Source organism: Providencia sp. 2023EL-00965 (assembly GCF_033550225.1).
Classification (GTDB): Bacteria; Pseudomonadota; Gammaproteobacteria; order Enterobacterales; family Enterobacteriaceae; genus Providencia; species Providencia manganoxydans.
On record NZ_JAWUEH010000001.1, the window covers coordinates 473,033 to 497,912 of the forward strand.

General features: G+C 38.3%; 19 protein-coding genes. 9 read left to right on the forward strand and 10 right to left on the reverse strand.

The window, feature by feature from the left end; all coding sequences use genetic code 11:
- Positions 1 to 86: 86 nt before the first annotated feature.
- Positions 87 to 1,016 (forward strand): DUF1266 domain-containing protein, encoded by a 930-nt coding sequence (locus tag SC428_RS02185; protein WP_070928592.1) that lies wholly within the window; start codon positions 87 to 89, stop codon positions 1,014 to 1,016.
- A 276-nt stretch (positions 1,017 to 1,292) separates the two neighbouring features.
- On the opposite strand, the gene SC428_RS02190 is transcribed toward SC428_RS02185, so the two are convergent.
- The 5 genes from SC428_RS02190 to SC428_RS02210 all read right to left on the reverse strand — a co-directional run bounded on the left by SC428_RS02190 (position 1,293) and on the right by SC428_RS02210 (position 7,001).
- Positions 1,293 to 1,499 carry a DEAD/DEAH box helicase gene (locus tag SC428_RS02190; protein WP_070928594.1) on the reverse strand — a complete coding sequence of 69 codons (207 nt, stop codon included), beginning with the start codon at positions 1,497 to 1,499 and terminating at the stop codon, positions 1,293 to 1,295.
- Positions 1,483 to 2,043, reverse strand: a complete 561-nt coding sequence (locus SC428_RS02195; protein ID WP_070928596.1) for a PadR family transcriptional regulator — start codon at positions 2,041 to 2,043, stop codon at positions 1,483 to 1,485. The genes SC428_RS02190 and SC428_RS02195 overlap by 17 nt, the downstream gene beginning before the upstream one ends.
- Positions 2,044 to 2,423: 380 nt before the next feature.
- A complete protein-coding gene (gene tyrP / locus SC428_RS02200) occupies positions 2,424 to 3,632 on the reverse strand; it encodes a tyrosine transporter TyrP (protein WP_070928598.1) in 1,209 nt (402 codons plus the stop codon).
- Between the two features lie 23 nt (positions 3,633 to 3,655).
- Positions 3,656 to 5,596, reverse strand: a complete 1,941-nt coding sequence (locus tag SC428_RS02205) for a pyridoxal phosphate-dependent decarboxylase family protein (RefSeq protein WP_283125776.1) — start codon at positions 5,594 to 5,596, stop codon at positions 3,656 to 3,658.
- A gap of 394 nt (positions 5,597 to 5,990) precedes the next feature.
- A complete protein-coding gene (locus tag SC428_RS02210; protein WP_070928602.1) occupies positions 5,991 to 7,001 on the reverse strand; it encodes an NAD(P)H-quinone oxidoreductase in 1,011 nt (336 codons plus the stop codon).
- Positions 7,002 to 7,340: 339 nt separating this feature from the next.
- On the opposite strand from SC428_RS02210, the gene SC428_RS02215 reads away from it, so the two are divergent.
- Complete coding sequence (locus tag SC428_RS02215; RefSeq protein WP_070928604.1) at positions 7,341 to 8,099, forward strand: FNR family transcription factor; 759 nt, start codon at positions 7,341 to 7,343, stop codon at positions 8,097 to 8,099.
- A gap of 132 nt (positions 8,100 to 8,231) precedes the next feature.
- Positions 8,232 to 9,173, forward strand: coding sequence for a universal stress protein UspE (gene uspE / locus SC428_RS02220; RefSeq protein WP_070928606.1), 942 nt, complete (start codon positions 8,232 to 8,234; stop codon positions 9,171 to 9,173).
- 63 nt (positions 9,174 to 9,236) lie between these two features.
- Here uspE and pntB read toward each other — a convergent pair whose 3' ends face one another.
- Positions 9,237 to 10,625 carry a Re/Si-specific NAD(P)(+) transhydrogenase subunit beta gene (gene pntB / locus SC428_RS02225; RefSeq protein WP_140187360.1) on the reverse strand — a complete coding sequence of 463 codons (1,389 nt, stop codon included), beginning with the start codon at positions 10,623 to 10,625 and terminating at the stop codon, positions 9,237 to 9,239.
- Between the two features lie 13 nt (positions 10,626 to 10,638).
- A complete protein-coding gene (gene pntA, locus SC428_RS02230; RefSeq protein ID WP_070928608.1) occupies positions 10,639 to 12,171 on the reverse strand; it encodes a Re/Si-specific NAD(P)(+) transhydrogenase subunit alpha in 1,533 nt (510 codons plus the stop codon).
- Between the two features lie 383 nt (positions 12,172 to 12,554).
- Between pntA and ydgH the strand changes: the two genes are divergently transcribed.
- The 6 genes from ydgH to SC428_RS02260 all read left to right on the forward strand — a co-directional run bounded on the left by ydgH (position 12,555) and on the right by SC428_RS02260 (position 20,301).
- Positions 12,555 to 13,505: a DUF1471 family protein YdgH gene (ydgH, locus tag SC428_RS02235; protein ID WP_070928610.1), complete on the forward strand. Its 951-nt coding sequence runs from the start codon at positions 12,555 to 12,557 to the stop codon at positions 13,503 to 13,505.
- 278 nt (positions 13,506 to 13,783) lie between these two features.
- On the forward strand, positions 13,784 to 15,175 hold the full coding sequence (locus SC428_RS02240) for an amino acid permease (protein ID WP_318705750.1): 1,392 nt from the start codon (positions 13,784 to 13,786) through the stop codon (positions 15,173 to 15,175).
- A 457-nt stretch (positions 15,176 to 15,632) separates the two neighbouring features.
- Positions 15,633 to 16,160: a fimbrial protein gene (locus SC428_RS02245; RefSeq protein ID WP_140180160.1), complete on the forward strand. Its 528-nt coding sequence runs from the start codon at positions 15,633 to 15,635 to the stop codon at positions 16,158 to 16,160.
- Positions 16,161 to 16,203: 43 nt separating this feature from the next.
- Positions 16,204 to 16,875: a molecular chaperone gene (locus SC428_RS02250; RefSeq protein ID WP_318705751.1), complete on the forward strand. Its 672-nt coding sequence runs from the start codon at positions 16,204 to 16,206 to the stop codon at positions 16,873 to 16,875.
- Positions 16,868 to 19,336 carry a fimbria/pilus outer membrane usher protein gene (locus tag SC428_RS02255; RefSeq protein ID WP_318705752.1) on the forward strand — a complete coding sequence of 823 codons (2,469 nt, stop codon included), beginning with the start codon at positions 16,868 to 16,870 and terminating at the stop codon, positions 19,334 to 19,336. The genes SC428_RS02250 and SC428_RS02255 overlap by 8 nt, the downstream gene beginning before the upstream one ends.
- Positions 19,333 to 20,301, forward strand: a complete 969-nt coding sequence (locus tag SC428_RS02260) for a fimbrial protein (RefSeq protein ID WP_081335958.1) — start codon at positions 19,333 to 19,335, stop codon at positions 20,299 to 20,301. The genes SC428_RS02255 and SC428_RS02260 overlap by 4 nt, the downstream gene beginning before the upstream one ends.
- A 49-nt stretch (positions 20,302 to 20,350) precedes the next feature.
- Here SC428_RS02260 and hrpA read toward each other — a convergent pair whose 3' ends face one another.
- The 3 genes from hrpA to SC428_RS02275 all read right to left on the reverse strand — a co-directional run bounded on the left by hrpA (position 20,351) and on the right by SC428_RS02275 (position 24,860).
- Complete coding sequence (gene hrpA / locus SC428_RS02265; RefSeq protein ID WP_318705753.1) at positions 20,351 to 24,250, reverse strand: ATP-dependent RNA helicase HrpA; 3,900 nt, start codon at positions 24,248 to 24,250, stop codon at positions 20,351 to 20,353.
- 113 nt (positions 24,251 to 24,363) lie between these two features.
- Positions 24,364 to 24,690, reverse strand: a complete 327-nt coding sequence (locus SC428_RS02270; RefSeq protein WP_070928620.1) for a YdbL family protein — start codon at positions 24,688 to 24,690, stop codon at positions 24,364 to 24,366.
- Positions 24,687 to 24,860 (reverse strand): YnbE family lipoprotein, encoded by a 174-nt coding sequence (locus SC428_RS02275; protein ID WP_139158679.1) that lies wholly within the window; start codon positions 24,858 to 24,860, stop codon positions 24,687 to 24,689. Before SC428_RS02275 ends, SC428_RS02270 begins: the two co-directional genes overlap by 4 nt.
- Positions 24,861 to 24,880: the final 20 nt, after the last annotated feature.

Here is a 24,880-nt window from a genome sequence, read left to right on the forward strand (position 1 = left end):
GTGACAACAACATCACTTTAATTGAAGTGAGTTCATTCAAATAAAAACTCTATTTATACGTAAAACATAAAATCAGTGGGACAAAAATGATCGGTATTGGCGTTATAATTGCTATAGTTGTTGCTATTATTTTCTATTTTTTGAAAAAATATACATCAGAAACATCAACAATCACATCTTTTTCCGAAGCTGAGCCTCAGCTCGGTCATATATCCGAATCTCTTGAAATTGATACTCCAACGCTAAAACCAAATGAATGGGGGCTGATTTTAAGCCTACCGTATTCATGCTTTAATGGACATGCCTATAACGATTATAATAAAGGACCACATGACGGTGGACTATCACAGGCTTGGGGAGTATTTGATCGCTACAGCCTCATCCAGCAACTTTATTGGTTAATAACATCAGGCCATACAAATAATTATTATTTATTACGTGACCAAGTGTCATATGCAAATAAAGTTGAGTTACAAGACATCATTCAAGAAGTAGAAAACTCATCCGATTCTGAAGAAAATAAAAAAGAACAACTTTGGCGTATAGAAATGATGGATAAGAACGTCAATGATATCTGTAACGTCAAATATATTGCTTGGGATTTTGTCCGCTTCAGCAAATTGTGTCTTGATGGGTGCCGCGCGGGTTATATTACGATACAAGAAGCACAAGATTGGTCACTGATGAGCGCGTCTATGATCAAACGTATTTATACTGGATGGGAGGATTTTTGGGGAAATTTCCTTCAAACACGCTGGCTATGGGCGGCTAATGATAGTAATTGGTCCGAAAGTCAGCAAGAGTTTGCAGATAAAATTCAAGAAATATTATTTGATACCAGTTACCCGATAACCCAAGAGACTTGGGATCTCACTCTACCCGCTATGGATTTAGAGTCTTTTACCCGAGCAGTGGCTGGGGTGGGCTTTACAACTGAAGACGGTACGCCTGTTTCATTATCACAACTTGAAGCATCTATATCACAGCGTTTAATCTCAAGCCGACTTGATAGCTAATTACCCAATGACAATGATGGTTTTTTTTCAAAAAAGCCAATTAGCCTCTGCGAGATTTGACAGCTCCATCTAAAGAATTGAGAGTTACTAGCTTTGATATGGGTATCCACTCCTAATACAAAATACAAAGCAACTCTCATCTACCATACTAATTTTATTTTCATAGCCTCTTATCCTCTTATTAGGATAAGAGCTTTCATAACAAAATAACGATACGATATTTTGTTATGTACAAAACCCAGCCATGAATAATAAATTTATTGGCTAGTGGCTCTGCTATTTACCGTTGCGCTGACGCTTTGCTCTTTTAAAGTAAGAAGTTGGTACTTTAGGACACACAACCTCTTTAAAAGTAGCTTTTTTGCTTGAAAATTCTTCCGTATTTTCTTCTGCGACTTCTTTATGCTCTTCCGAGGTTTTTTTTACAGTATCTTTCATATAAGAAGGCCCTTTAGCTTGAATAATTTCATTGGTTTTTGCCATGTTCATTTCCTTCATTTGTCAACACGGAGTTCACCTGTTCGATACGCTCTACTGCGCGATTAATAATTTCAACAACTTGCTTTGACTGATCTAAACTCAGTTGTTGCAAAACAATTTTATGTCTCAACAACGACTTAAATTTCTCTACGGCAAGCTCTATCTCTTTGGCGTGCTGATTGCCTGCTTTTAACTCTTGTGCATAGTTCAGCTTATGTTTGACTTGTTCTAAAATATCAGCCTTTAGCAATAAGAAACATTTACCTTCAGGGGTCAGTGAAAAGCATTTTCGTCCTTTCCCTTGCTCTTTTTGAGCCACAATAAAACCCAACTCTTCCAGTAATGTTAAGGTAGGATAAATGACCCCAGGACTTGGACAATAAAACCCTGCTGTTTCTGCTGCTATTTTTTTGATTAACTCATAGCCGTAATTCGAGCCATCCGCTAATAAATACAGAATATAAATACGCAGCTGTTTCGGGTTAAACATTCTGCTTAAACTTTTACCATCGCAAGCGCACTGCTCTGCCGGTTGCTCATCTGTCATTTGTACTCTCAGTTATCTATACAGCTTTAAAACCGATATATCGATATCATAGTCTAATTTGCAAAAAATACCAGTTTAGATATATCTGTTTTTTTGCATAAAATGCTAATGAGAATTATTACTATATGGATATATGAGAAATGCGGTGACGAGAGTGCACATTCAATTGATAACTATCTTTTTATCTACTTGCTTACTCTACCAAAATAAGCTTCTTTTCTATAGCTATCATTTCAATCGTTCATATTGATAGCTTAAAAGCCCCTCAACATGCACCATTTCAATAATCAAATTTAGATCACATCTATTAAACGGTAGAAATAAAAAACCAATCGCATTCTAATTGCGATTGGTTTTTACCTTAATAAACTATTTTACTACTAACCAATATTCGGTAATAAATTAAATGCAATCCCAAGCTGAACACCAATAACGATTATTCCGCATACAAAGACAATAAATAACGCAGGTGCCCCACCTTTAACTTGATATTTTTTATCGTTAGTTAATCGTGATTTGAATGCCATTGCACTCGGTAATAATAAAGCAAGAATCGATAATGCAATAGCGGCGAACCCTAATGCCATCACAAACCCTTTAGGATAAAATAAGGCAAATACTAATGGAGGGATAAAAGTCAGTAATCCTGTTTGTAGACGGCCTGACATATTGTCTTGACGCTTAAATAAATCAGCAAGGAAATCAAATAGCCCTAATGCCACACCTAAAAATGAGGTTGCTAAAGCTAAACTCATAAACATCTGAGCGATAAATTCAGTTCTACCTGACATAACCACATTACGAATAGCATCAAGTAAACCATTTAAACCTGAATTCTCTGCCAATATGCCAACGAAAGTGGTGGTATCAATACTACCTAATGTCGCTATTTGCCACAGAATATAAGCAATCAACGGGATAGCACTACCGATAATAAAAATTATCCGTAATTTTTTCACGTTGCCACCCATATATTTGACAATACTTGGCACACTACCATGAAAGCCAAAGGAAGTGAAAAAGACAGGAATAGCAGACAGAATAAGCACTTTTTCTGTTGGCGCTGATAATAAATTTTGTTGCTCAACATGTGGCATCATTAGAGCCAAAATAATTACTAAAAAAACGATTTTTGCAGCGAATAATATACGGTTGATAAAATCGACGGAAGAAGTCCCAAAACAGACGACACCGCCTCCGATAACAGTGAAAATAACAATCCCCATCCAATCAGCCATTTCAATCGCGAAACTGCTTTTTAAATTAGACGTGATAATTTCACCTGCTCCACTAACATAAGCCGCGGTAAGTGCATACATCAAAAACATCATGCTAAAACCAGTAATGAATTTACCGCCTGAGCCTAAATAACGCTGTGCGACACTACCTATACCGGTTTCATAAGACTCATGTTGATACACTTCAACTAATAACAAAGCGGTATAACACATCAGTGCCCATAACGCGAACAGCATCACTAAGCTAACTAATGAACCGTTACCTGCTGCTGCGATAGGCATCGCAAGCATACCTGCACCGATTGTCGTACCTGCAACAATGAAAACACTACCAAGTGTACGATTCTTCATATTGAGTTCCTAAACCAAATGGCCTATAGAGTTATTTTTTGTTTTGAATGAGTGACTTTATTTTCTTCATCTATAAGTTGCTGTAATTTGCTTACGAAAATCCCCTTTAGCTCTTGCCAAAAATCGCTAAAGTGCTGCTTATCACGTAAGCAATGAGTCATAATGGCGGCACGCAAAACATACAGCGAATGTGTTTTTTCCCATTCCTGATCACTAAACCCCATGAGTCGACAAAAATTTTGGGGGTTATCACCATACTCTTCAGCAGTTAACGACGTCGATGAAGTGAGAAAATCGTTTGTATAAGAACGGCCGGCAGCATAGGAACATAATTCATAAAGTCGTTTATTAAGCTGATTTTGCTTTTCTAAGGAACGATTCCCCACTTCCTTGAACATAAAATTAACCATATGAAAATCAGGGGCTGGCATCGTCACAATTTCAAATTTACGCTCTTCGATTTCAAGTGGCGCGGAGGCATTCATGCTTTCGATCAACCAGTTTGCCGTGGTGAGTCCAGCGGCTATCACCTTGCCATAACCAAGTATATTTAAAGGTACTAAGCGGTGAGCAGCCCATACTGCCGCCGCAGTTGCCCCCGCTTTTGAGCCTTCCATGATCGAAGAACCTAACAAAACATTTTGTGGTTTTTCTGTTTTTCGCCCTTTTTCTACAACTTCTTCGAAAACATAAGCCGCATGGTAAGAAATAAGATCAACAATACGTTTATCTTTCATGCAAATGGCGCCAGCTGCATAAGGAATAAAGCCGACTTTGTGAGGATCAACGGTGATGGAATCGGCTTCCTGCAAAGCTCTAAAACTTTGGTAGACATCCCGCTTAGGCCAAATAATATCTGGGGGGAAAATACCTTCATTATGATAACGCTGGATCAACATGTCATATTCAATAAATTGATTGTTTTCATCTCTGAACATGGCACATGCGTAACCTGCATAAGCAGCATCAATATGTATATAAAAAGAGATGCCAAAACGCGACTCACATTCTTTACGTAAAGCAATCAGTTCAGCTACATTGTCAATTGCACCGGTTTCCGTTGTTCCAACCACTGCGACAACGGCTAAAATAGGCTCACCTTGCTCAATTAATGAAAACACAATTTGCCTCATTTGAGCTGTATCGGTGCGGTAGCTATCATCAACAGGCAGTTGAACGATATTTTGCTGCCCTAATCCCAAGATATCCATCGCTTTTAGCCATGAGTAGTGCTTCGACTGTGGAACAAGCAATTTACCTAATTTGCCTTGTTCAACCCCCTCACCTCGGCACGTCATATCTCTAACTTCTTCAAAAATACCTTTTTTCTTTAATTCATCAATCAAATCTAAAACAGCATTAGTTGGCATATTTAATAATGCCCTTTCTGTTTTATCTTTTAACAAATGCTGTGCTTGGGGGTGTTTAGACATTGCTAATGGTAACGTTTTAATATTACGAGCAACCCATAGCCCCTCATAATTAGCAACGGTCCCCCCCGAGGTAATATGCCCCCAGGAACGATTTACGTCATAACCAAACATGGCACACAGATCTAACCCTGCTTCTAGCTCTAACTGAGTTGTTGTCGGTGAAGATTCTTGAGCACAATTATTTGGGTTATACATCATTGCCATAACATAGGCGAGATTGGAAATCATCAAGGTGTCCGCATTCATGTGCCCCATATAACGCGGTGAAAACCAAGGAATTGACGTTGTTTTTAGCTTTGAGGATAGTTGATTTAAAATACCTTCGGTACGATATAAAGTGTCCCGGTAATCGGGGGCATAACGGTCAACCGTAGTCACATATTCAGGATCTTCAGGATGGTAACCAGAGCGCCAATGCATATGTTCAGTGACTGCGTATTCCATCATCTCTTTGAAAAATACTGCATTTTCAGATTTAGGCCCAAGGAATAACGCATCTACGTTCATTTTTGAGTTATTAAAATTTGTCATTATCACTACACCTTTAAATTATCACCCATGATGAAAGGTCATATTTAATTTAGGTAACTACTATCATTGGAAAGTGATATAACGGAATACATGTCTTTAAAAGACAAGAATATATTAATAATATTGTTGTCAGTTAGAAATTTTTGATAGACAAACCGTTAAAAAGCCAACTTAGGTATAGATATAATCCATATTTATTAAAATATTAATAAACGTTTCTTTATTTAAATCGGATTTGTGCGCAAGAACAAAATTTAGAAAAATTGTCTGCTGTAAAGAGATATTTACGCCAAAATAGCTTGAAAATGTAAAGGAATTGTTATAGATGAGACATATAAACCAACCATGATAACACGAGTTTACCATGGTTTTCAAAAAGTAAGATTAAATTTAATCAGTTGTTTGTTAACACTATTTTTCCATATAAATCGCCTGATTCCATATACAAATGCGCATCAATCACTGCACTCAATGGATATGTTTTGTTAATAAAAGGTTTTAATTCACCTTTTTGCAACATACCCCATACCTGCTCTTTTAATTCCTGAGCGATACTCGCCTTCTCGGCGATAGTACGGGAACGCATCGTTGAACCTGTGTGAATCAATCGTTTTAACATTAATGGCATTAAATTAAGGTTTTTGGGATTTCCCTGCATCATACCAATCTGTATGATCCTGCCGAACTTAGCAGCAACCTGATAATTTTTAGCTACATAATCGCCACCCACAATGTCAACAACCATATCAACGCCTCGTGAATGGGTATATTCAAGCGTTTTTTGAACAAAATCATCATTTCGATAATTAATGATACAATCAGCACCTAATGATTTAGCGACTTCCGCCTTCTCGACAGAGCCAACGGTAGTTATTACTGTCGCACCAAACGCTTTCGCCAGCATAATAGCCACAGAGCCTATCCCAGATGTTCCGCCATGGATCAAAACGCTTTCACCTTTAGATAATTTACCTATTTGAAATACATTAGCCCAGACAGTAAAAAAGTTTTCAGGTACCGCAGCACCTTCAATAAAAGATAAATTACCTAAAGGTAATGCGATGTCTTTATGTACCAAACAGTATTCTGCGTAACCCCCTCCAGCGACTAGCGCACAGACTCGCTCTCCAATCTGCCACTGTTCTACATCATCGGCTTTGGCAACAATAACCCCCGCAATTTCTAACCCTAAAATTGGCGATGCATCCGAAGGCGGTGGATAAGCTCCCATACGTTGTAAGACATCCGGTCGATTAACCCCAGCGGCTTCAACTTTAACTAGTAAATAGCCTTCAGTAACAACAGGTAAAGGTTGCTCAATAATTTGCAATTTATCTGCACTACCAGGAGTAATAACGTCGACGACTTTCATCATAGTGGGAATATTTAATTGGTCATTTTCCATTTATGGCTCCTAGGAAATTTTAATTTAAACCTAATATTACAAGTTTGTTTAAATATTAGGGGTAATGTTAATTTTATGATTGTCAAAATATGAACTTCAAATAAATATGAGTGAGACTATCCATTTTACCTATTAGCGTTTTTTCTGTTTTATTGCCGCTTAAGTTAAATTAATAATATCATAAAGTTATTTATATTTGTGCGTAATTGCCCAACTCTTTTGTTTTTATACGATTTTCTTTTCTAGATAATTCTGTTTTATCTTTCTACTTATCAGTCGCTTTATCTTATGTTAAAATTGACTCATATCAATAATTTTAACTTGTATTGAGCATTTAATATGATCCCAGAAAAAAGAGTTGTTCGTCGCATCCAGTCTGGTGGTTGTGCTATTCATTGTCAGGATTGTAGTATTAGCCAACTATGCATTCCTTTCACATTGAATGAACACGAACTGGATCAACTTGATAATATTATCGAGCGTAAAAAACCTATCCAAAAAGGCCAAGCATTATTCAAGGCTGGCGATGAATTACGTTCTTTGTATGCCATCCGCTCAGGAACAATCAAAAGCTATACCATCACTGAAGAAGGTGATGAGCAAATTACCGGTTTCCATTTAGCAGGTGATTTGGTTGGTTTTGACGCAATTATACATACACAGCACCCAAGTTTCGCACAAGCCCTTGAAACATCAATGGTTTGTGAAATTCCATTTGAAACACTTGATGATTTGTCAGGTAAAATGCCAAATCTGCGTCAACAAATTATGCGTTTGATGAGTGGAGAAATAAAAGGTGACCAAGAAATGATTCTTTTATTGTCTAAGAAAAATGCTGAAGAACGTTTAGCTGCATTTATTCTTAATTTATCTCATCGTTTTGCAGAACGTGGTTTCTCTCCTAGAGAGTTCCGTTTGACCATGACCCGTGGTGATATTGGTAACTATTTAGGCCTGACCGTTGAGACCATTAGCCGTCTTTTAGGACGTTTCCAAAAAAGCGGTATGTTAAGTGTGAAAGGTAAATACATTACTATCGAAGATATGGAAAAACTAACTGATATTGCTGGTAAAGTTTCTACTGTCTCCTGCCCATAGTGCTATTTCACAGGTCACAAATTTCAATTTGTGACCTCTCACGATTATTTTTTATCAATTCTTGCCTATTTTTCCTCAATACCTTAGTTTATCTTTAGTTAAGGAATGTCCAGCCGTTATGAGGATTTTAATATGGCAAACTATAGAAATCTCCTAGTTGCAATTGACCCAAATCAGGATGATCAACCTGCATTACGACGTGCTGTCTATATAGTGCAACGTAATGGTGGACGGATTAAAGCATTCTTACCTATCTATGATCTTTCCTATGATATGACGACCTTACTCTCCCCAGAAGAGCGGGATGCTATGCGTAAAGGGGTCATTAACCAAAAAGCTGCGTGGATCAAGCAACAAGCTCATTTCTATCTCGAAGCAGGTATTGAGATAGAAATTAAAGTTATTTGGCACAATAAACCTTATGAAGCAATCATTCAGGAAGTTATTAGCGGTGAACATGATCTGTTATTAAAAATGGCTCACCAAACAGACAACTTTGAATCGATTATTTTTACACCTCTAGATTGGCATTTATTAAGAAAATGCCCTTGCCCTGTTTGGATGGTGAAAGATAAAGTTTGGCCGGATCATGGCTCTGTTGTTGTTGCCGTCAATTTATCGAATGAAGAGTCTTACCACGATGACCTTAATATCAAATTAGTTGAGAAAACTAAAGATTTAGCAACACGTATTGTCAAAGAGCAGGAAATTCATTTAGTCAGTGCTTACCCTGTTGCACCGATGAATATCGCTATCGAATTACCTGATTTTGACCCAAGCCTCTATAACAATGCTTTACGTGGTCAGCATCTCATCGCAATGAAAGAGCTACGCCAAAAATTTTCAATTGATGAAAAGTATACCCACGTTCGTGAAGGCTTACCTGAAAAAATCATCCCTGAAATGTGCGAAGAGCTACATGCGGGGGTTGTGGTACTTGGGATATTAGGTCGCACAGGTATTTCTGCGGCTTTTCTAGGCAATACTGCCGAACATGTGATTGATAAACTGAAATGTGATTTATTGGCAATCAAACCAGATGGTTTTGTATGTCCTATCACTATTGATGATTAGTCTTACATAACTTTTAGCGTTCTAAAAAGCTCTGTAGCTAATCAACTACAGAGCTTTTATTATTTACAACGATTTCAAAATTGCATCAACACTGGCTTTTGCATCGCCAAACAACATCTGTGTATTTTCTTTAAAGAATAATGGATTTTGCACACCTGCGTACCCAGTATTCATTGAACGTTTAAATACAATCACGTTATTTGCTTTCCACACTTCCAAAACAGGCATACCTGCAATTGGGCTATTTGGATCTTCTTGCGCTGCTGGGTTAACCGTATCGTTAGCTCCAATCACTAATACTGTATCTGTATCAGAAAAATCATCATTAATTTCATCCATTTCTAATACGATATCATAAGGCACTTTGGCCTCAGCCAATAGCACGTTCATATGGCCGGGTAAGCGCCCTGCAACGGGATGAATACCGAAACGGACGTTAATACCGCGCTCACGTAATTTCGCGGTAATATCATGCACAGGGTATTGTGCTTGAGCCACTGCCAAACCATAACCTGGAGTGATAATAACAGAAGTGGAATTTTTCAATAATTCAGCGACTTCTTCAGCAGTTGTTTCACGGTACTCACCCATTTCTTCTTCGCTGCCCGTTGATGAGCCATCTGTACCAAACCCACCAGCAATAACACTAAAGAACGAGCGATTCATTGCCTTACACATAATATAAGACAGTATTGCCCCTGATGAACCAACTAAAGCCCCTGTGACAATCAACAGATCATTACTTAACATAAAGCCTGCCGCCGCCGCTGCCCAACCTGAATATGAGTTCAACATTGAAACAACAACTGGCATGTCTGCACCACCGATTGATGCCACTAAGTGCCAACCAAATGCTAATGCAATCACTGTCATGATCAACATCGTAAAGACTTGTAGACCAACACTGTTTGTCTTTACAAAGATCAGCAACAGAACAAACGAGACAACCAAAGCCGCTAGATTCAATTTATGGCGATTTGGTAGCATCATTGGTTTGGATGAGATCTTACCTGAAAGCTTACCATAGGCGACAATCGAACCCGTAAAGGTTACTGCCCCAATGAAAATACCTAGAAAAACCTCAGTGAGATGGATATTTTCCATCACGGGTTCCAGATGCCCTTCACTGGCAATAAAGCTATTGAAACCGACAAGTACTGCCGCTAAACCAACGAAGCTATGTAAAATAGCAACTAATTCAGGCATTTCTGTCATTTCAACTTTTTTGGCTAAACGGATACCGATTACGGCACCAATCACCATAGCCACGATCATCCAACCGATATTGGCACTATCTGGTCCAAGGATCGTTGCCAATAAGGCAATAGCCATTCCTGCAATACCATATGTGTTCCCTCGTTGAGAACTCTCATGACGCGATAGGCCTGCAAGACTAAAAATAAATAGGATAGCAGCAACGATATAAGCTGCTGTCACAACTCCACTTGACAACATAAGTTACCCCTTATCCTTTACGAAACATTTTTAACATACGTTGGGTAACCGTGAACCCACCGAATATATTGATACTGGCGATCAATATGGCAATAAAGGATAAGAAACCAACCCATCCCCCTGAGCCTATCTGCAACACAGCTCCAACAACAATAATGCCAGAAATCGCGTTTGTTACAGACATCAACGGCGTATGTAGTGCATGTGTAACGTTCCAAACAACGTAGTAACCCACAACACAAGCCAGTGCAAACACAGTAAAATGCGATAAAAACTCTTTTGGCGCTGAATTAGCGAACCAACCAAAAAGAATGATTGCCAATGCCATCAAGCTATATTTTACCGCAGGTGACATTTTCTTCTTCTCTGGAGCTTTCGCTTTTTCTGTCGCTTGAGGCTTCGCCTGCGGCTGAGCAGATACTTGAATGGGTGGTGCTGGCCAAGTGATTTCACCTTGCTTAACCACAGTGACACCGCGAATGACTAAATCATCAAAATCAATGTTGATTTGACCATCCTTCTCTTTGCATAACAACTTCATTAAATTCACGAGGTTGGTACCATACAATTGAGAAGATTGAGTCGGTAAACGGCTCGGTAAATCAGTATAACCAATGATTTTGACGCCATTATCAGTGACAACTAACTTGTCGGCCTGAGTCAATTCACAGTTACCACCTGTTTGTGCAGCTAAATCGACAATGACACTACCCGGTTTCATTGATGCAACCATTTCTTTGGTAATCAATTTAGGTGCAGGACGACCAGGGATCAGAGCCGTTGTGACAATAATATCCACTTCTTCTGCTTGAGCTGCAAATAATGCCATTTCGGCCTTAATAAAGGCTTCTGACATCACTTTTGCATAACCGTCACCACTGCCAGCTTCTTCTTTGAAATCTAATTCAAGGAATTCTGCGCCCATACTTTGTACTTGCTCTTTTACTTCAGGGCGAGTATCAAAGGCACGAACAATGGCACCTAGACTACCTGCCGCACCAATTGCCGCTAACCCCGCGACACCAGCACCGATAATCATCACTTTTGCTGGCGGTACTTTACCCGCAGCAGTAATTTGACCCGTAAAGAAACGGCCAAACTCATGAGCCGCTTCCACAATGGCACGATAACCCGCAATATTGGCCATTGAACTTAATGCATCCAGTGCTTGAGCACGAGAAATCCTTGGTACAGCATCCATCGCCATCACATTGATATTTCTTGCTTTTAAAGCATCCAATAATTCAGGATTTTGCGCTGGCCAAATAAAACTTACTAAGGTTGCACCTTCTTTAAATAATGGTGTTTCATCTTCTGATGGCGCATTAACTTTAAATACAATATCAGCCGAAAATGCAGTGTCACGATCAACAATTTCGGCCCCTGCCTGCTCATATGCTACATCATCAAAACTAGCTAAATGTCCCGCATCCTTTTCTACACAAACAGTGAAGCCGAGTTTAAGTAACTGAGCCACTGTTGATGGTGTAGCAGCAACACGAGCTTCATTGGCAAGTCGTTCTCTTGGTATACCAATACGCATAATGTTCCCTTTTCAAAGCTAAAGTAATTTTGTCTTTATTCAGGTTTACTAAAAATTAACCATATTAGATGGAAAAGTCTTATTTTTAGTCAAAACACTCTTATCATGTCCTAATAACCTACTGAAAATAAGCTTCTTGATCCATAATTGATCTCGATTCTTAGACAGTAAATGGAATTCGCAGTGAAAATCTTAGTTTTAGGTCAATAAAACACTGGATAGCTTAAAAAAACTGGTAATAATGACTAGTCAATCATTATTTATTTCTTATAAAAAGAAAATGATGAGACAACTTGGCAAGTTACGTGTAATAATCACATGCATGTGTTACAACTAAGATCCAGCACTTTTAAAATAAATTGCGCAAGTCGGAAGGATTTTGTATGAAGCTGAAAACTACGGCCATCGCAGCCGCGGTGTTATCATTAATCAGTATTACTGCTACACAGGCAGCTGTTGAACTGACGCCCAAACAGGCAGAAGAGTTAAAACCTTATGAGCGCATAACTGTGACTGGGCGCTTTAATGCTATTTATGAAGCATCCGATGCCGTTTCACGTCGAGCTGATAAAGTGGGCGCTTATGCCTTTTATATCCAAAGCTTAGATGATGTAGGTGATAGCGGTAATATGCGAGTTGTTGCAGATCTTTACCAAAAAGATGCTAAATCAGTAGAAGAAACTAAGCGCCGTGTATTTGGCGGTGTTGAAGAAATGTCAAAGGCAGATGCTGCACAGTATGAACCGTTTGATGCTGTAACTGTAAATGGTTTTTACCCTTCTCAGCCTGACCTATACGAAGCCATTGCTAAAAAAGCCAAAGAAAAAGATGCAGCTTCATTCTATGTGGTGCGTAACGTCGCAGTAAACGATGGTGGTAATACCCTCGCAACTGCTTATATTTACAAAAAAGATGCTCCTAAACGCCAAGTTCAACTTGAAGACGCTGTTGTTCCCGCAGATTCAGAAGCAGGTAGAGCATTACTCGCTGAAGGTGGCGAAGCCGCTAAGAAAGTACGTATTCCAGGTGTAGCGTCATCAGAGGAGCCTACTGTTGCTGTTGGTCGTTTCTTTGAAACTTCAAGCAGCGCTCCGGGTAAAACCAGTGTAACGTTACCTAGTGGTTATGTAATTGAAGAAGTCAATAAAATGGCAGCTGCACAAATGGTACCATTTGATTCGATTACCTTCTCTGGCTATTACACCAATACACCTGAAGTTCGTTACCAAATCGCCAAGCGTGCTGAAGCGAAAGGTGCTAAATACTTCCATATCACCCGTGAGTGGCAGTCTAACGGTGGTAGTGTGACAATTAGTGCTGATTTATTCAAATAAATCATATCACGCTTTAAAAAGAGCCAGCTTCGAAAGAACTGGCTCTTTTACTTTCTAGATTAATTATCCCACATTCACAATCTCTTATCTGAATAAAAATCTTCTAGAAGTGCATATTTTCCCATTGCATAACTGCCATTTCCTTGTAGAATCCCTGCACTTTATCGTACTAATAGATGAACTATCTATAATTTAAAACTGTTTTAGTTTAAATGCGCAGACAAATTATAGATTTAACGTTATTTTAACTTCTGATTGTAGAATAACCAGGAAATACATTGAAACATACACTTAGTCTCACTGCCCTTACCGCTCTCGTTCTTAGTTCCATGGTAGGCGCCGGTGTATTTAGCCTGCCACAAAACATGGCTGAAGTTGCTAGTCCACTAGCGTTGATTATTGGATGGTCGATCACGGGTATTGGTATCCTATTTCTTGCTTTTTCACTGCTACTACTTTCGCGTATACGTCCAGACCTTGATGGCGGAATTTTTACCTATGCAAAAGAAGGCTTTGGTGAGCTGGTTGGCTTTTGTTCCGCTTGGGGATATTGGTTATGTGCGGTTGTCGCCAATGTTTCCTATTTAGTCATTGTCTTTGCTGCGATTAGCTTTTTTACTGATACCCCTGAAAGAGTCATTTTTGGTGATGGTAATACTTGGCAAGCATTGATGGGCGAATCGATTTTATTGTGGTTTGTGCATTATCTTGTGTTACGTGGTGTACAGACCGCTGCGGGTATCAACAAACTCGCGACTATGGCAAAACTGATCCCATTAGGTTTGTTTATTGTTTTGGCATTCATTGCATTTAAACTTGATATTTTCGACGCAGATTTTAGTGGGATTAGCCTTGAAGTGCCTGTATGGCAACAAGTCAAAGACACTATGTTAATTACCCTATGGGTATTTATTGGTATCGAAGGCGCTGTTGTCGTTTCAGCGCGTGCTAAAAATCGCCGCGATGTCGGCTTAGCCACTGTTTTTGCCGTCAGCTCTGCATTAATTATCTATATTTTAGTCACACTGCTCTCACTAGGCATTATGCCAAGAGCTGAACTGGCTGAGATAAAAAATCCATCAATGGCAGGTTTGATGGTAAATCTGATTGGATCTAGCGGTGAAATTATTATCGCCGCAGGGTTGATCATTTCTGTGTGTGGTGCCTACCTTAGTTGGACCATTATGGCAGCAGAGGTGCCTTATATCGCAGCACAACATCAATCGTTCCCAAAGATCTTTAACAAATTAAATAATAACGATGCCCCTTCATCCTCTTTGTGGCTAACAAATGGTGCAGTACAGCTCTCTTTAGTTCTGATATGGCTAAGCGGTAGTAACTATAATACATTGTTGACTATTGCCTCAGAAATGATTTTGGTACCCTACTTTTTGGTTGGGGCCTTTTTGATTAAAGTGGCTTTTGAACGTCACAATAAGCCACTATTAATGGTCGGCATTGTCGCAAGCTCTTATGGCCTTTGGCTATTGTATGCTTCTGGACTTATTAATTTGATGTTATCCGTTGTACTCTATGCTCCAGGAATACTTGTTTTTTGGTATGCACGTTCACAACAATCAAATCAAGTCGCTTTAAGCAGCATTGAAAAAATAACCGCGCTTGCCATCATAGCTGGAGCCATTCCTGCTACGTACTATCTTTTTGTATAGTGCTTCACTAGGTCACTACATGGATTATTCCATGCAGTGACCTCTTCTACTCACCTTTGTTGACTATTTGCTCCCACTCCTCACATTTTTCCCTTGATCGCCTTTTTATATACTTACATTCCGCACTTTTGCTGCATTAGGCTAACGTTATCTATTAGTATGTTGTAACTAAACCGCCTTATTTAAATGAAGTGGTAATGGTTAACTAATTTAGTATTAGTACCCTTTTCTTGTTTTTCACAAGAAAATTATCAGCATATTAACCTAAAAAAATATCTAGTTACTAATTCAAATAATAGAAAGTAGTTACTACTGATAAAAAAATATGCGTAAATTTCTTGATTTAGTTTATCTAAAAATACCTCTTTTTCGTTCTCTAAATGGCCTTATTATATTGCGCACAATTCGTTGGTTATTTTAAACAAACATAGCAATACATCATTTACAAGGTTATATAATGAAAAATATATTAAAATACGTACTAATTATTCTATCTTTTAGTTCTTCTTTGTCTTTCGCTGTTGATGGTGAAATAAAGTTTGTTGGTAGTATAATCCCCACAGCTTGCTCCATTGATACTGATTCAGTTCATAAAGTTGTTAATATGGGCAAAGTTTCAGCCTCCTCTTTCAATAATAAAAATAGTGTTGCAGCAGCAACACCTTTTAGGATCACGCTATCCAATTGCCCTACTGACTATAAAAAAATTCAGTTTAAATTTGATGGAAAAACCGATCAATCTAACCCAAGCTTATTAAGCCTTTCAAATAATCCAACCTCTACGCCAGCAACTGGTGTAGCAGTTGCCCTTTATGAAGAAAATAGTATTCGCCGTATTCCTTTAAATGGTAGCACCCAATTTAAGGAAATATCACCGAGTAAAACAGTTGAAATGAATTTTGTCGCTAAATACATCGCGACTAGCGATCAAGTAACGCCAGGTTCCGCAGATGCATTAGCACATTTTAGTATTATTTATCAATAAAGTGGAGAGAGGAAGGAGAGAATATATTCTCTCCTTATTTATTATGAAAAATATATTATTGATTTTATTTTTTATAACTTTTAATTGTTATAGTGGTATCGTAATTAATGGCACTCGTTTTATTTATTCACAAAATGAACGTGAAATTGCCTTATCTATAGAGAATCCAGAGGAAAATACAACCTATCTTATCCAATCATGGATTGAAAAAGAAAACTATAAAACTAATGATTTTATACTCACTCCCCCATTATTTAAACTAAATCCCCAAGCAATAAATAAGTTAAGAATAATGAAAACTAAACCATCACTTCAAGATGATAAAGAAACACTATATTGGCTACATATCAAATCATTACCCTCTCTTAGTGAAAATATTGAAAACAGTCTTCATATTGTTGTGAAATCAAGTTTTAAACTTTTTTATCGTCCTGAATCATTAAGTAAAACTGCCGACTCTGCCTTTAAAAAATTATTATTCAATTACCGAAACCACTCTCTAACTGCGAAGAACCCAACAGGTCATTACATTACACTTAGGGAGTTGAGGATTGATGATGTTGATATTACTGAACCAGGAATGATTGCTCCTTTTAGTGAATTATCATGGGAAATTCCCATTTCCAAGCCTAACACTGTATATTGGAATGCATTAAATGACTATGGTGGGAAAACACAATTAACATCACAAAAACTATTATTAAACAATGAATAAAAATAAAATATCTCTATTACTAGCAATAATAATTTCCTTTTCTACTCAAGCAGAACGTTTTAACTTAGAAGCTCTAGATCACATTGAAAATACAAATGAAGTAGAAAATATATTATTCCATTTGGATAATCAACCCGAAGGGTTTTATTCTGTTGATATTGTTATTAATAACCAAAAATCATTCACAGAAAACATTCAGTTTAAACATATGAAAAATCGATTATCCCCAACGTTTACTAAAAAACACCTTATACGTATGGGCTTAACTAACCATATTATTAATACTCTGTTTTCTATTAATAATGATATCACGAGTAATAATCTAGAAACAGTTATTGATGGTTATTCTGATTATTTTGATTTTAATCATTTAGTATTGAATATCAATATACCTCAAATGTATATCAATCAGTTGCCTTATGGAAATGAGGGGCAAGAACATTGGGATCATGGAATAACATCCGCCTTCATTGAATATGATATTTCTGGTAGTCACAATACAAATAATAAACCAGAAAAAAACAACCATATTAATCTCTCACTACAAAATGGCTTTAATTATATTGGTTGGCGATTACGTAACAGCTTTACCTATTCACAAGAAAATAAATGGCAATTTTATAACACCACCTTGTCTTATCCACTTGCTTTATTAAAAAGTCAATTAATTATAGGTGAGTATTATCTAGCTTCATCATTTTTTATGCCCTTCACATTTAAAGGGATATCACTATCAAATGATGAGTTAATGTATCCTGATTATGATTCTTATTTTTCTCCTATTTTACAAGGCATTAATTATAGTCCATCCCAAGTAACCGTGACACAAAATAATATTGTTATTTATAATGAGCACTTGCCTGCTGGTCCTTTTACATTAAATAGATTAAAACCTATTAGCCATAAAGGTTTTTTTGAAATGACGATCACTGAAACCAATGGTAAAGTGCGTAAATATCTTTACCCATACTCATCTACTCCATTAATGATAAAGTCAGGCCAATTTCGTTATGCTTTAAATGGTGGAAAAACCACAGAAAAACAAGGAACATTAACACCCTATTTTATTCATGGTGAAATAAAATATGGAATTAATAATCACCTAACAACCTACACAGGCGCAATTCTGTCATCGCCTTTTAAATCTTTAACCGTAGGCGGTTCATTTACTAACTATTTAGGCGATTTTACTCTTGATTGGAGCCATGCATATAGTCATGAGGAGCGTTCAAATACCTATCAGATAGAATATTCACGAACATTTGTTTCCACAGGTAGCGATATTTCGTTCAGTACACAATGGATAGATAACCCGAAAATTCGCCAAATATCTGATGTGATCAAAAGAATGCCACCTTATTATCCCCATTACCCCCAACAAACATTTAAGCTCCATATATCACAGCCTATTAGCCATTATGGTAATTTATCATTATCAGCTTCCCAACAGAAATTTGCTAATACCGATAATTATCAGTGGTTATACAATATTGGCTATTCTGGAAATATTCACGAATATCATTTTAGTCTCAATTACCAATCGAATTACTCTTTTATTGATAAAAAGAGTGAGCATGCCATCTCCGCTGCTCTGATTATTCCAATTAGTGCTTGGTTACCCAATACACATTTTAGCTATCAAACTCAGTTCATTCAAAATAGTTATCATAACCATCAAGCGACTCTAACAGGAACAACTGAGGGTGATCATTTCATGGCCTATACCTTACAACATAACTACCGTAATCCTCTTTGTTGCTCAACATCAGATCCCAATTCAGAAACACGCGTTTATACCCAATACCAACATCATCAATTTTCGTTGAATGCAGGTTATGGTTATAACCAACACCATCAAATTAGCTATGGTTTACACAGCGCCATTGTGGCTCACCCTTATGGTGTGACATTCACTCCTAGTCGAGGCGATACGGCCGCTCTGATCATTGTACCTGAAACTAAAAATGTTCATTTAGATCATCATACAAACAATATTACTGACAGTGCGGGGCATACTATCGTTAATTACCTTCAACCATATCGGAGAAATAGTTTTGCTATTGATACGCAGACTTTACCTTTAGAAGCTGAAATTGATGATAGTAATCAATCTATTCTGCCGACGAAAGGCGCTCTAGTTGCTGTTCATTTCCCCGTAAAACTCGGTAAACGTGTATTTTTTACCATCCAACTTACTGATGGTTCACTTGCACCATTTGGTGCCATCGCCAGCTTAAGTACTAAAGACGTTATTGATACAAAAACAGATATCAATGTTGGGATTATTAGTGACATGGGGCAAGTTTACTTAAGTGGGCTTGAATCATCAGGTACTATTAAATTGAAATGGGGAGAACAACAATCTCAACAATGTGAGTTTGAATATCAATTATTAGCGTCGCACTTTGATCAAGGGTTTTACCACCTACCCGCCATATGTCAACGTAAGGAAGCTTTATGACAATATTAAATTCTCGTTTATGGATTGGTTGTATTTTAGTCTCAAAAAGCGTTTATGCATCACAATGCCAGTATGAGCCCAACTTTACTCCACATCATAATTCTCTCTCCCTCGGTGATGTCATCATACCTCACCGACTCCCAGCAGGATCGGTGATCAAAGAAATTACACTTAATGAGATTGATCAATACCCACCGATGGTAAGTTGCCCGACACCAACTAGCGCTCAATGGGATAATAGTCTGTTTCCTTTATTATCAGAGCAACACCACGCAACACATCAAACTAATATTGATGGTATTGGTATTCGTTTTATTCCCCAAGAACACACGTTTAGTCATGCTAAGCTCCCTTTTATCAATCATTCACCCTACTTTTGCGACAACACCTCATATCGTTATCGCTATTGTGGGAATGCATTTAGAGGGATCCGAGTTCAATTAATTAAAACCAAGTCATCTACAGGCTCTGGTGAACTCGATTCACATCAATTAATTGCTGCTTCAATAGGTAATTTGATCGTGCAAAGTTATCGTTTTCTCAACACTCGAATTATTACCCCAAGCTGTGAATTACAAGAAAAACATAAGCGCGTCAAAATGAATAAAGTTAAGCAAAGCCAATTTCGAGGCGTCGGTAGCCACTCATCACCGATCCCCTTTTACTTAACTTTAAACTGTAATGGCGCAACAGCTGTTGGTGCTATTTTTAGTGGACGATCTGCGGGTTACTTTGATGATTCAGTGATAGCACTAGACAACCGTTCGGACAGTGCTGAAGGTATTGGCCTACAAATCCTTTTTGAAGGTCAAGCAATTCCCCTGAATAAGCCATTCCATTTAGGAACTAGTTTCGATAAAAGCCCGTATGCCGTCTATTTCTCCGCGCAATATACCCAAACTCAACCTCATATTCGTGCTGGCAAGGCTAATGCAACAGCAACACTACAAATTATTTACCCATAAACGCGAAGCCCTCGCGATAAAACGAGGGCTCACAGGCTTATACTAATCATTAAAGGGATTGGCTCAAGCTTTCCATTGCTTGAATAATCCGTTTATCTGAGATTGGATATGGTGTTCCTAATTGCTGTGCAAATAAACTAATACGCAATTCTTCTATCATCCAGCGAATTTCTTGAACTTCAGGTAGCTTCAACTGCGCTGGTGTTAGCTTGGCTTTCCATTGCTGCCACATATTCGTCACGTGCTCAACTTTACTTAATTGAGCACGGTCTCTATTTGGATCTATCGCTAACTTTTCTAATCTACGTTCAATTCCATTTAAGTACCGTAACACATCAGCTAAGCGCTTCCAGCCATGCTCGGTGACAAAGCCTTTAAAGACTAAACCTGACATTTGTGCTTTTATGTCAGAAAGTGCCATTGCCATTGAAAAATCAACGCGACCTTTCAAACGCTTATTAATAGCAAACACAGCGGTGAGAATTTGTTCAACCTGTTTAGCAATATGAACAACCGCATCATTCAACTCAGCACGGACAAAATCTTGCAGCTGACTAAAGCCCTCTTCTGACCATACTGGTCCGCCATAGCTATCAATAAGTTGGTCAATACCACAAGCGATACAGTCATCAATTAATTCTAATACTTTACCATAAGGGTTAAAGTACAAACCGAGTTTAGATTTATTCGGTAATTTCTCATGTAAATATTTAATTGGCGATGGAATATTTAGCAATAGTAATCGGCGAACACCTGCCCACATTGCTTGTTGTTGTTCAAACTCAGTTTCAAATACTCGGATCCCAACACTGTTTTTTTCATCAACTAATGCAGGGTAAGCTTTGACTGAATATCCGCCACGTTTTTGTTCATAACGCTGCGGTAGCTCACCGAAACTCCATATATGTAAGCCACTTTGTTCTATACCATCATCAACCACTTCCGAAAGTGTTTCTTGTACTTTCTCTTTCAAGCTATTTTTTAATACATCAAGATCTTGTCCTTCGGCGATGGTTTTATTCTTTTCACCAACCACACGGAAAGTCATTTTTAAATGAATAGGTAGCTGTTCTAACTGCCAAGCTTCACGATCAACGGTGACTCCCGTCATTCTGCGCAATTCACGCTCTAGCTTATCTAAAATGCTACCGTCGGGTACTGGTACTCGCTCAAGAAATGCTTCGGCATAGTTTGGTGCAGGTACAAAATTGCGTCGTATAGGTTTTGGTAAAGACTTAATCAACGCAACAACCAGCTCTTGTCGCAAGCCCGGTACTTGCCAATCAAAACCTGAATTTTGTACCTGATTCAAAATAGCTAAAGGAATATGTACCGTTACACCATCTGCATCAGTGCCCGGCTCGAATTGATAACTTAAACGGAATTTTAACTCACCTTGGTACCAATAATTAGGATAATCCAGCGTGGAAACATTCGCCGCATCTTCTTTAATCAACATGTTTTTTTCAAAACTAAGCAGATCAGGTTGCTGCTTAGATGCTGATTTCCACCAGCTATCAAAATGACGAGCAGAAATGACATCATTTGGAATACGCTGATCATAAAAGGCAAATAAGGTCTCATCATCAACCAAAATATCACGACGACGTGATTTATGTTCTAAGTCCTCAACTTCAGCAAGTAGTTTATGGTTTTCTCTAAAAAATGCATGACGAGTAACCCAATCCCCTTCCACTAAGGCGTGGCGAATAAATAACTCACGGCATAATAATGGATCTATCGTACTATAGTTAACTTGTCGCGCTGTAACGATTGCTAAACCATATAACGTCACTTTTTCTGATGCCATCACAGCACCTTGCGACTTAGACCAATGGGGTTCACTGTAATGGTGTTTGACCAAATGTTCCGCTAGCGGCTCAATCCATTCAGGTTCAATTGATGCAGCAACTCTTCCCCACAATTTTGTTGTTTCCACAAGCTCCGCAACCATTGCCCATTTAGGTGGTTTTTTGAATAATCCAGAGCCTGGAAAAATAGTAAATCGTGCATTTCTAGCGCCTGTAAATTCTGGTTTTTCTACATCTTTTTGGCCAATATGGGAGAGTAACCCCGCCAGTAATGATGTGTGGATCCCGCGAAAATCAGCTGCGACGCTATTAATCGCGAAGCCCTGTTCTTTAATGACTTGTCGAAGTTGGGTGTAAAGATCTTGCCATTCACGGATCCGCAAATAATTCAGGAAGTCTTGACGACACATTTTACGAAATTGGGCGTTAGATAACTCTTCTTGCTGCTCTTTTAAATAGTTCCATAAGTTGAGGAACGCCAAAAAATCAGATTGTTTGTCATGAAAACGACGATGTTTTTCATCCGAAGCCTGCAGCTTATCCAATGGACGTTCACGCGGATCTTGAATCGACAGAGCAGAAACAATCACCATGGTTTCACGTACTGCACCATGCTTTCTTGCTTCAATTACCATTCGAGCCAAACGAGGATCCACAGGTAATTGGGCTAATTGGCGACCAATATCTGTGAGTCTATAACCTCGCTCTGTTTGTTTATGTGGTTTAATACCACCTAACTCTTCTAATAATTTTACACCATCCTGAATATTGCGTTTATCTGGCGCTTCGACAAATGGAAACGCGGCAATATCCCCTAGACCAATTGAGGTCATCTGTAAAATAACTGAAGCTAGATTAGTTCTTAAAATTTCAGGATCGGTGAATTCTGGGCGGCTTAGGAAATCGTCTTCTGAATACAAACGAATACAGATACCATCTGATACACGCCCACAGCGCCCTTTGCGCTGGTTAGCCGATGCTTGAGAAATAGGTTCAACCGGCAAACGTTGTACTTTGGTTCTAAAACTATAACGGCTGATCCGCGCATACCCAGTATCAATAACATATTTAATACCGGGTACAGTGAGTGATGTTTCTGCGACATTCGTCGCTAAAATGATACGTCGCCCACCGTGAGGCTGGAATATGCGGTTTTGCTCACTATTAGATAAACGAGCAAACAGCGGTAGGATCTCAGTATGACGTAACTGCAATTTTGTTAATGCATCTGCGGTATCGCGGATCTCGCGCTCACCACTCATGAAAATAAGAATGTCACCCGCACTTTCTTGCCCTAGTTCATTCACTGCATCTATGATGCCATCTATCTGGTCTCGCTCGCTATCATTATCATCCCCGATAATTGGGCGATAACGAACTTCAACAGGGTAAGTACGACCAGACACCTCAACGATTGGCGCTTGATTAAAATGACGTGAGAACCTTTCAGGATCGATAGTCGCAGAGGTAATGATCACCTTTAAATCGGGACGTTTTGGTAATAACTGGCGAAGATAACCTAAGATGAAATCAATATTCAAGCTACGTTCATGCGCTTCATCAATAATAATCGTATCGTATTGCAACAATAATTTATCGTTTTGTAATTCTGCCAGCAAAATACCGTCAGTCATTAATTTGACTTGGGTATTATCACCGACTTGGTCACTAAAACGAACTTTATAGCCGACAATGGTACCTATTTCGCTTTCAAGCTCCTGAGCCAAACGCGTAGCGACTGCCCGAGCAGCCAAACGTCTTGGCTGAGTATGACCAATAAATCCTTTAATACCTCGCCCAAGCTCCAGACAGATTTTAGGTATCTGCGTCGTTTTTCCTGATCCGGTTTCACCGGCAATAATCACGACTTGATGTTGTTTTATCGCATCATAAATAACTTGTTTCTTTTGGCTAACAGGTAAATTTTCTGGATAGATAATTTTGGCTGGATTTAGCAGTTTATTGGCTATTTTTTGCTTAGCTGTTTCAATATCTATTTTAATCGCATTTAATACCGCGGCGCGTGACTTTTCATTAGTAATTTTAGTCATCCCATGGAGGCGCTTTTTTAGCAACCACTGATCACGCAATGAAGTTTGTCCAATATCAGCTTCTAGAGCTGTCAGTATGGATTTCACTTGTTAAATCCTTATTATTTATATTATTTCTATAATTGAGCAAGTTTGAGCGCATCTATTTACAGTCAAAATGTATCAATATTGTTTAATCAACAAATGATTTCATATAGCGACTATTTTTTCTTAAGCCATTGCCCATTAATACCGCGAACATATTCGCCACTACCGGCTCGCTCAACTAACTTTTGTCCCGCAATTCTACCAACATCTTTAGTCTGTAGGTTATTTTTTGCTGCTATTTCACTGTATTTAATTTCACGTTCGCGATTTATATCATCCACCAATTGAGTCACTGTAGAATTATTGGTGTTAACCACCGCTAAATAACCTGACAATGTTTCGCCAACTAAGCCTTGGTCTTTCGCTTCATCAACCGTTAGTGCGTAAGCAGAGAATGTGAATAAGCTAGATAAGAGCAGTACTCGAAAAAAATATTTCATTGCGTATCCACCTTACCAAAAAGGTCACTGTTTTCTTTAAGTAGATCTTCAACCTGTCTATCTGCTTTGATCTGTATTTCATGTTCAATCTTAACATTCATATTGATATTAATAGGCTTATCAGGTGTCGCAACCTCGACCCTTAAGCACCCTGTCAGCATCATACTCATTAACGTGAATGCACATAGAT

Excerpts from the sequence above, each read along its gene's own strand:
- SC428_RS02275 (WP_139158679.1), bottom strand. The coding sequence starts at position 24,860 with ATGAGTATGATGCTGACAGGGTGCTTAAGGGTCGAGGTTGCGACACCT.
- SC428_RS02270 (WP_070928620.1), bottom strand. The coding sequence starts at position 24,690 with ATGAAATATTTTTTTCGAGTACTGCTCTTATCTAGCTTATTCACATTC.
- uspE (WP_070928606.1), top strand. The coding sequence starts at position 8,232 with ATGGCAAACTATAGAAATCTCCTAGTTGCAATTGACCCAAATCAGGAT.
- SC428_RS02245 (WP_140180160.1), top strand. The coding sequence starts at position 15,633 with ATGAAAAATATATTAAAATACGTACTAATTATTCTATCTTTTAGTTCT.
- tyrP (WP_070928598.1), bottom strand. The coding sequence starts at position 3,632 with ATGAAGAATCGTACACTTGGTAGTGTTTTCATTGTTGCAGGTACGACA.
- SC428_RS02260 (WP_081335958.1), top strand. The coding sequence starts at position 19,333 with ATGACAATATTAAATTCTCGTTTATGGATTGGTTGTATTTTAGTCTCA.
- SC428_RS02190 (WP_070928594.1), bottom strand. The coding sequence starts at position 1,499 with ATGGCAAAAACCAATGAAATTATTCAAGCTAAAGGGCCTTCTTATATG.
- SC428_RS02255 (WP_318705752.1), top strand. The coding sequence starts at position 16,868 with ATGAATAAAAATAAAATATCTCTATTACTAGCAATAATAATTTCCTTT.
- SC428_RS02205 (WP_283125776.1), bottom strand. The coding sequence starts at position 5,596 with ATGACAAATTTTAATAACTCAAAAATGAACGTAGATGCGTTATTCCTT.
- ydgH (WP_070928610.1), top strand. The coding sequence starts at position 12,555 with ATGAAGCTGAAAACTACGGCCATCGCAGCCGCGGTGTTATCATTAATC.
- SC428_RS02185 (WP_070928592.1), top strand. The coding sequence starts at position 87 with ATGATCGGTATTGGCGTTATAATTGCTATAGTTGTTGCTATTATTTTC.
- SC428_RS02195 (WP_070928596.1), bottom strand. The coding sequence starts at position 2,043 with ATGACAGATGAGCAACCGGCAGAGCAGTGCGCTTGCGATGGTAAAAGT.
- SC428_RS02210 (WP_070928602.1), bottom strand. The coding sequence starts at position 7,001 with ATGGAAAATGACCAATTAAATATTCCCACTATGATGAAAGTCGTCGAC.
- SC428_RS02215 (WP_070928604.1), top strand. The coding sequence starts at position 7,341 with ATGATCCCAGAAAAAAGAGTTGTTCGTCGCATCCAGTCTGGTGGTTGT.
- pntA (WP_070928608.1), bottom strand. The coding sequence starts at position 12,171 with ATGCGTATTGGTATACCAAGAGAACGACTTGCCAATGAAGCTCGTGTT.
- SC428_RS02250 (WP_318705751.1), top strand. The coding sequence starts at position 16,204 with ATGAAAAATATATTATTGATTTTATTTTTTATAACTTTTAATTGTTAT.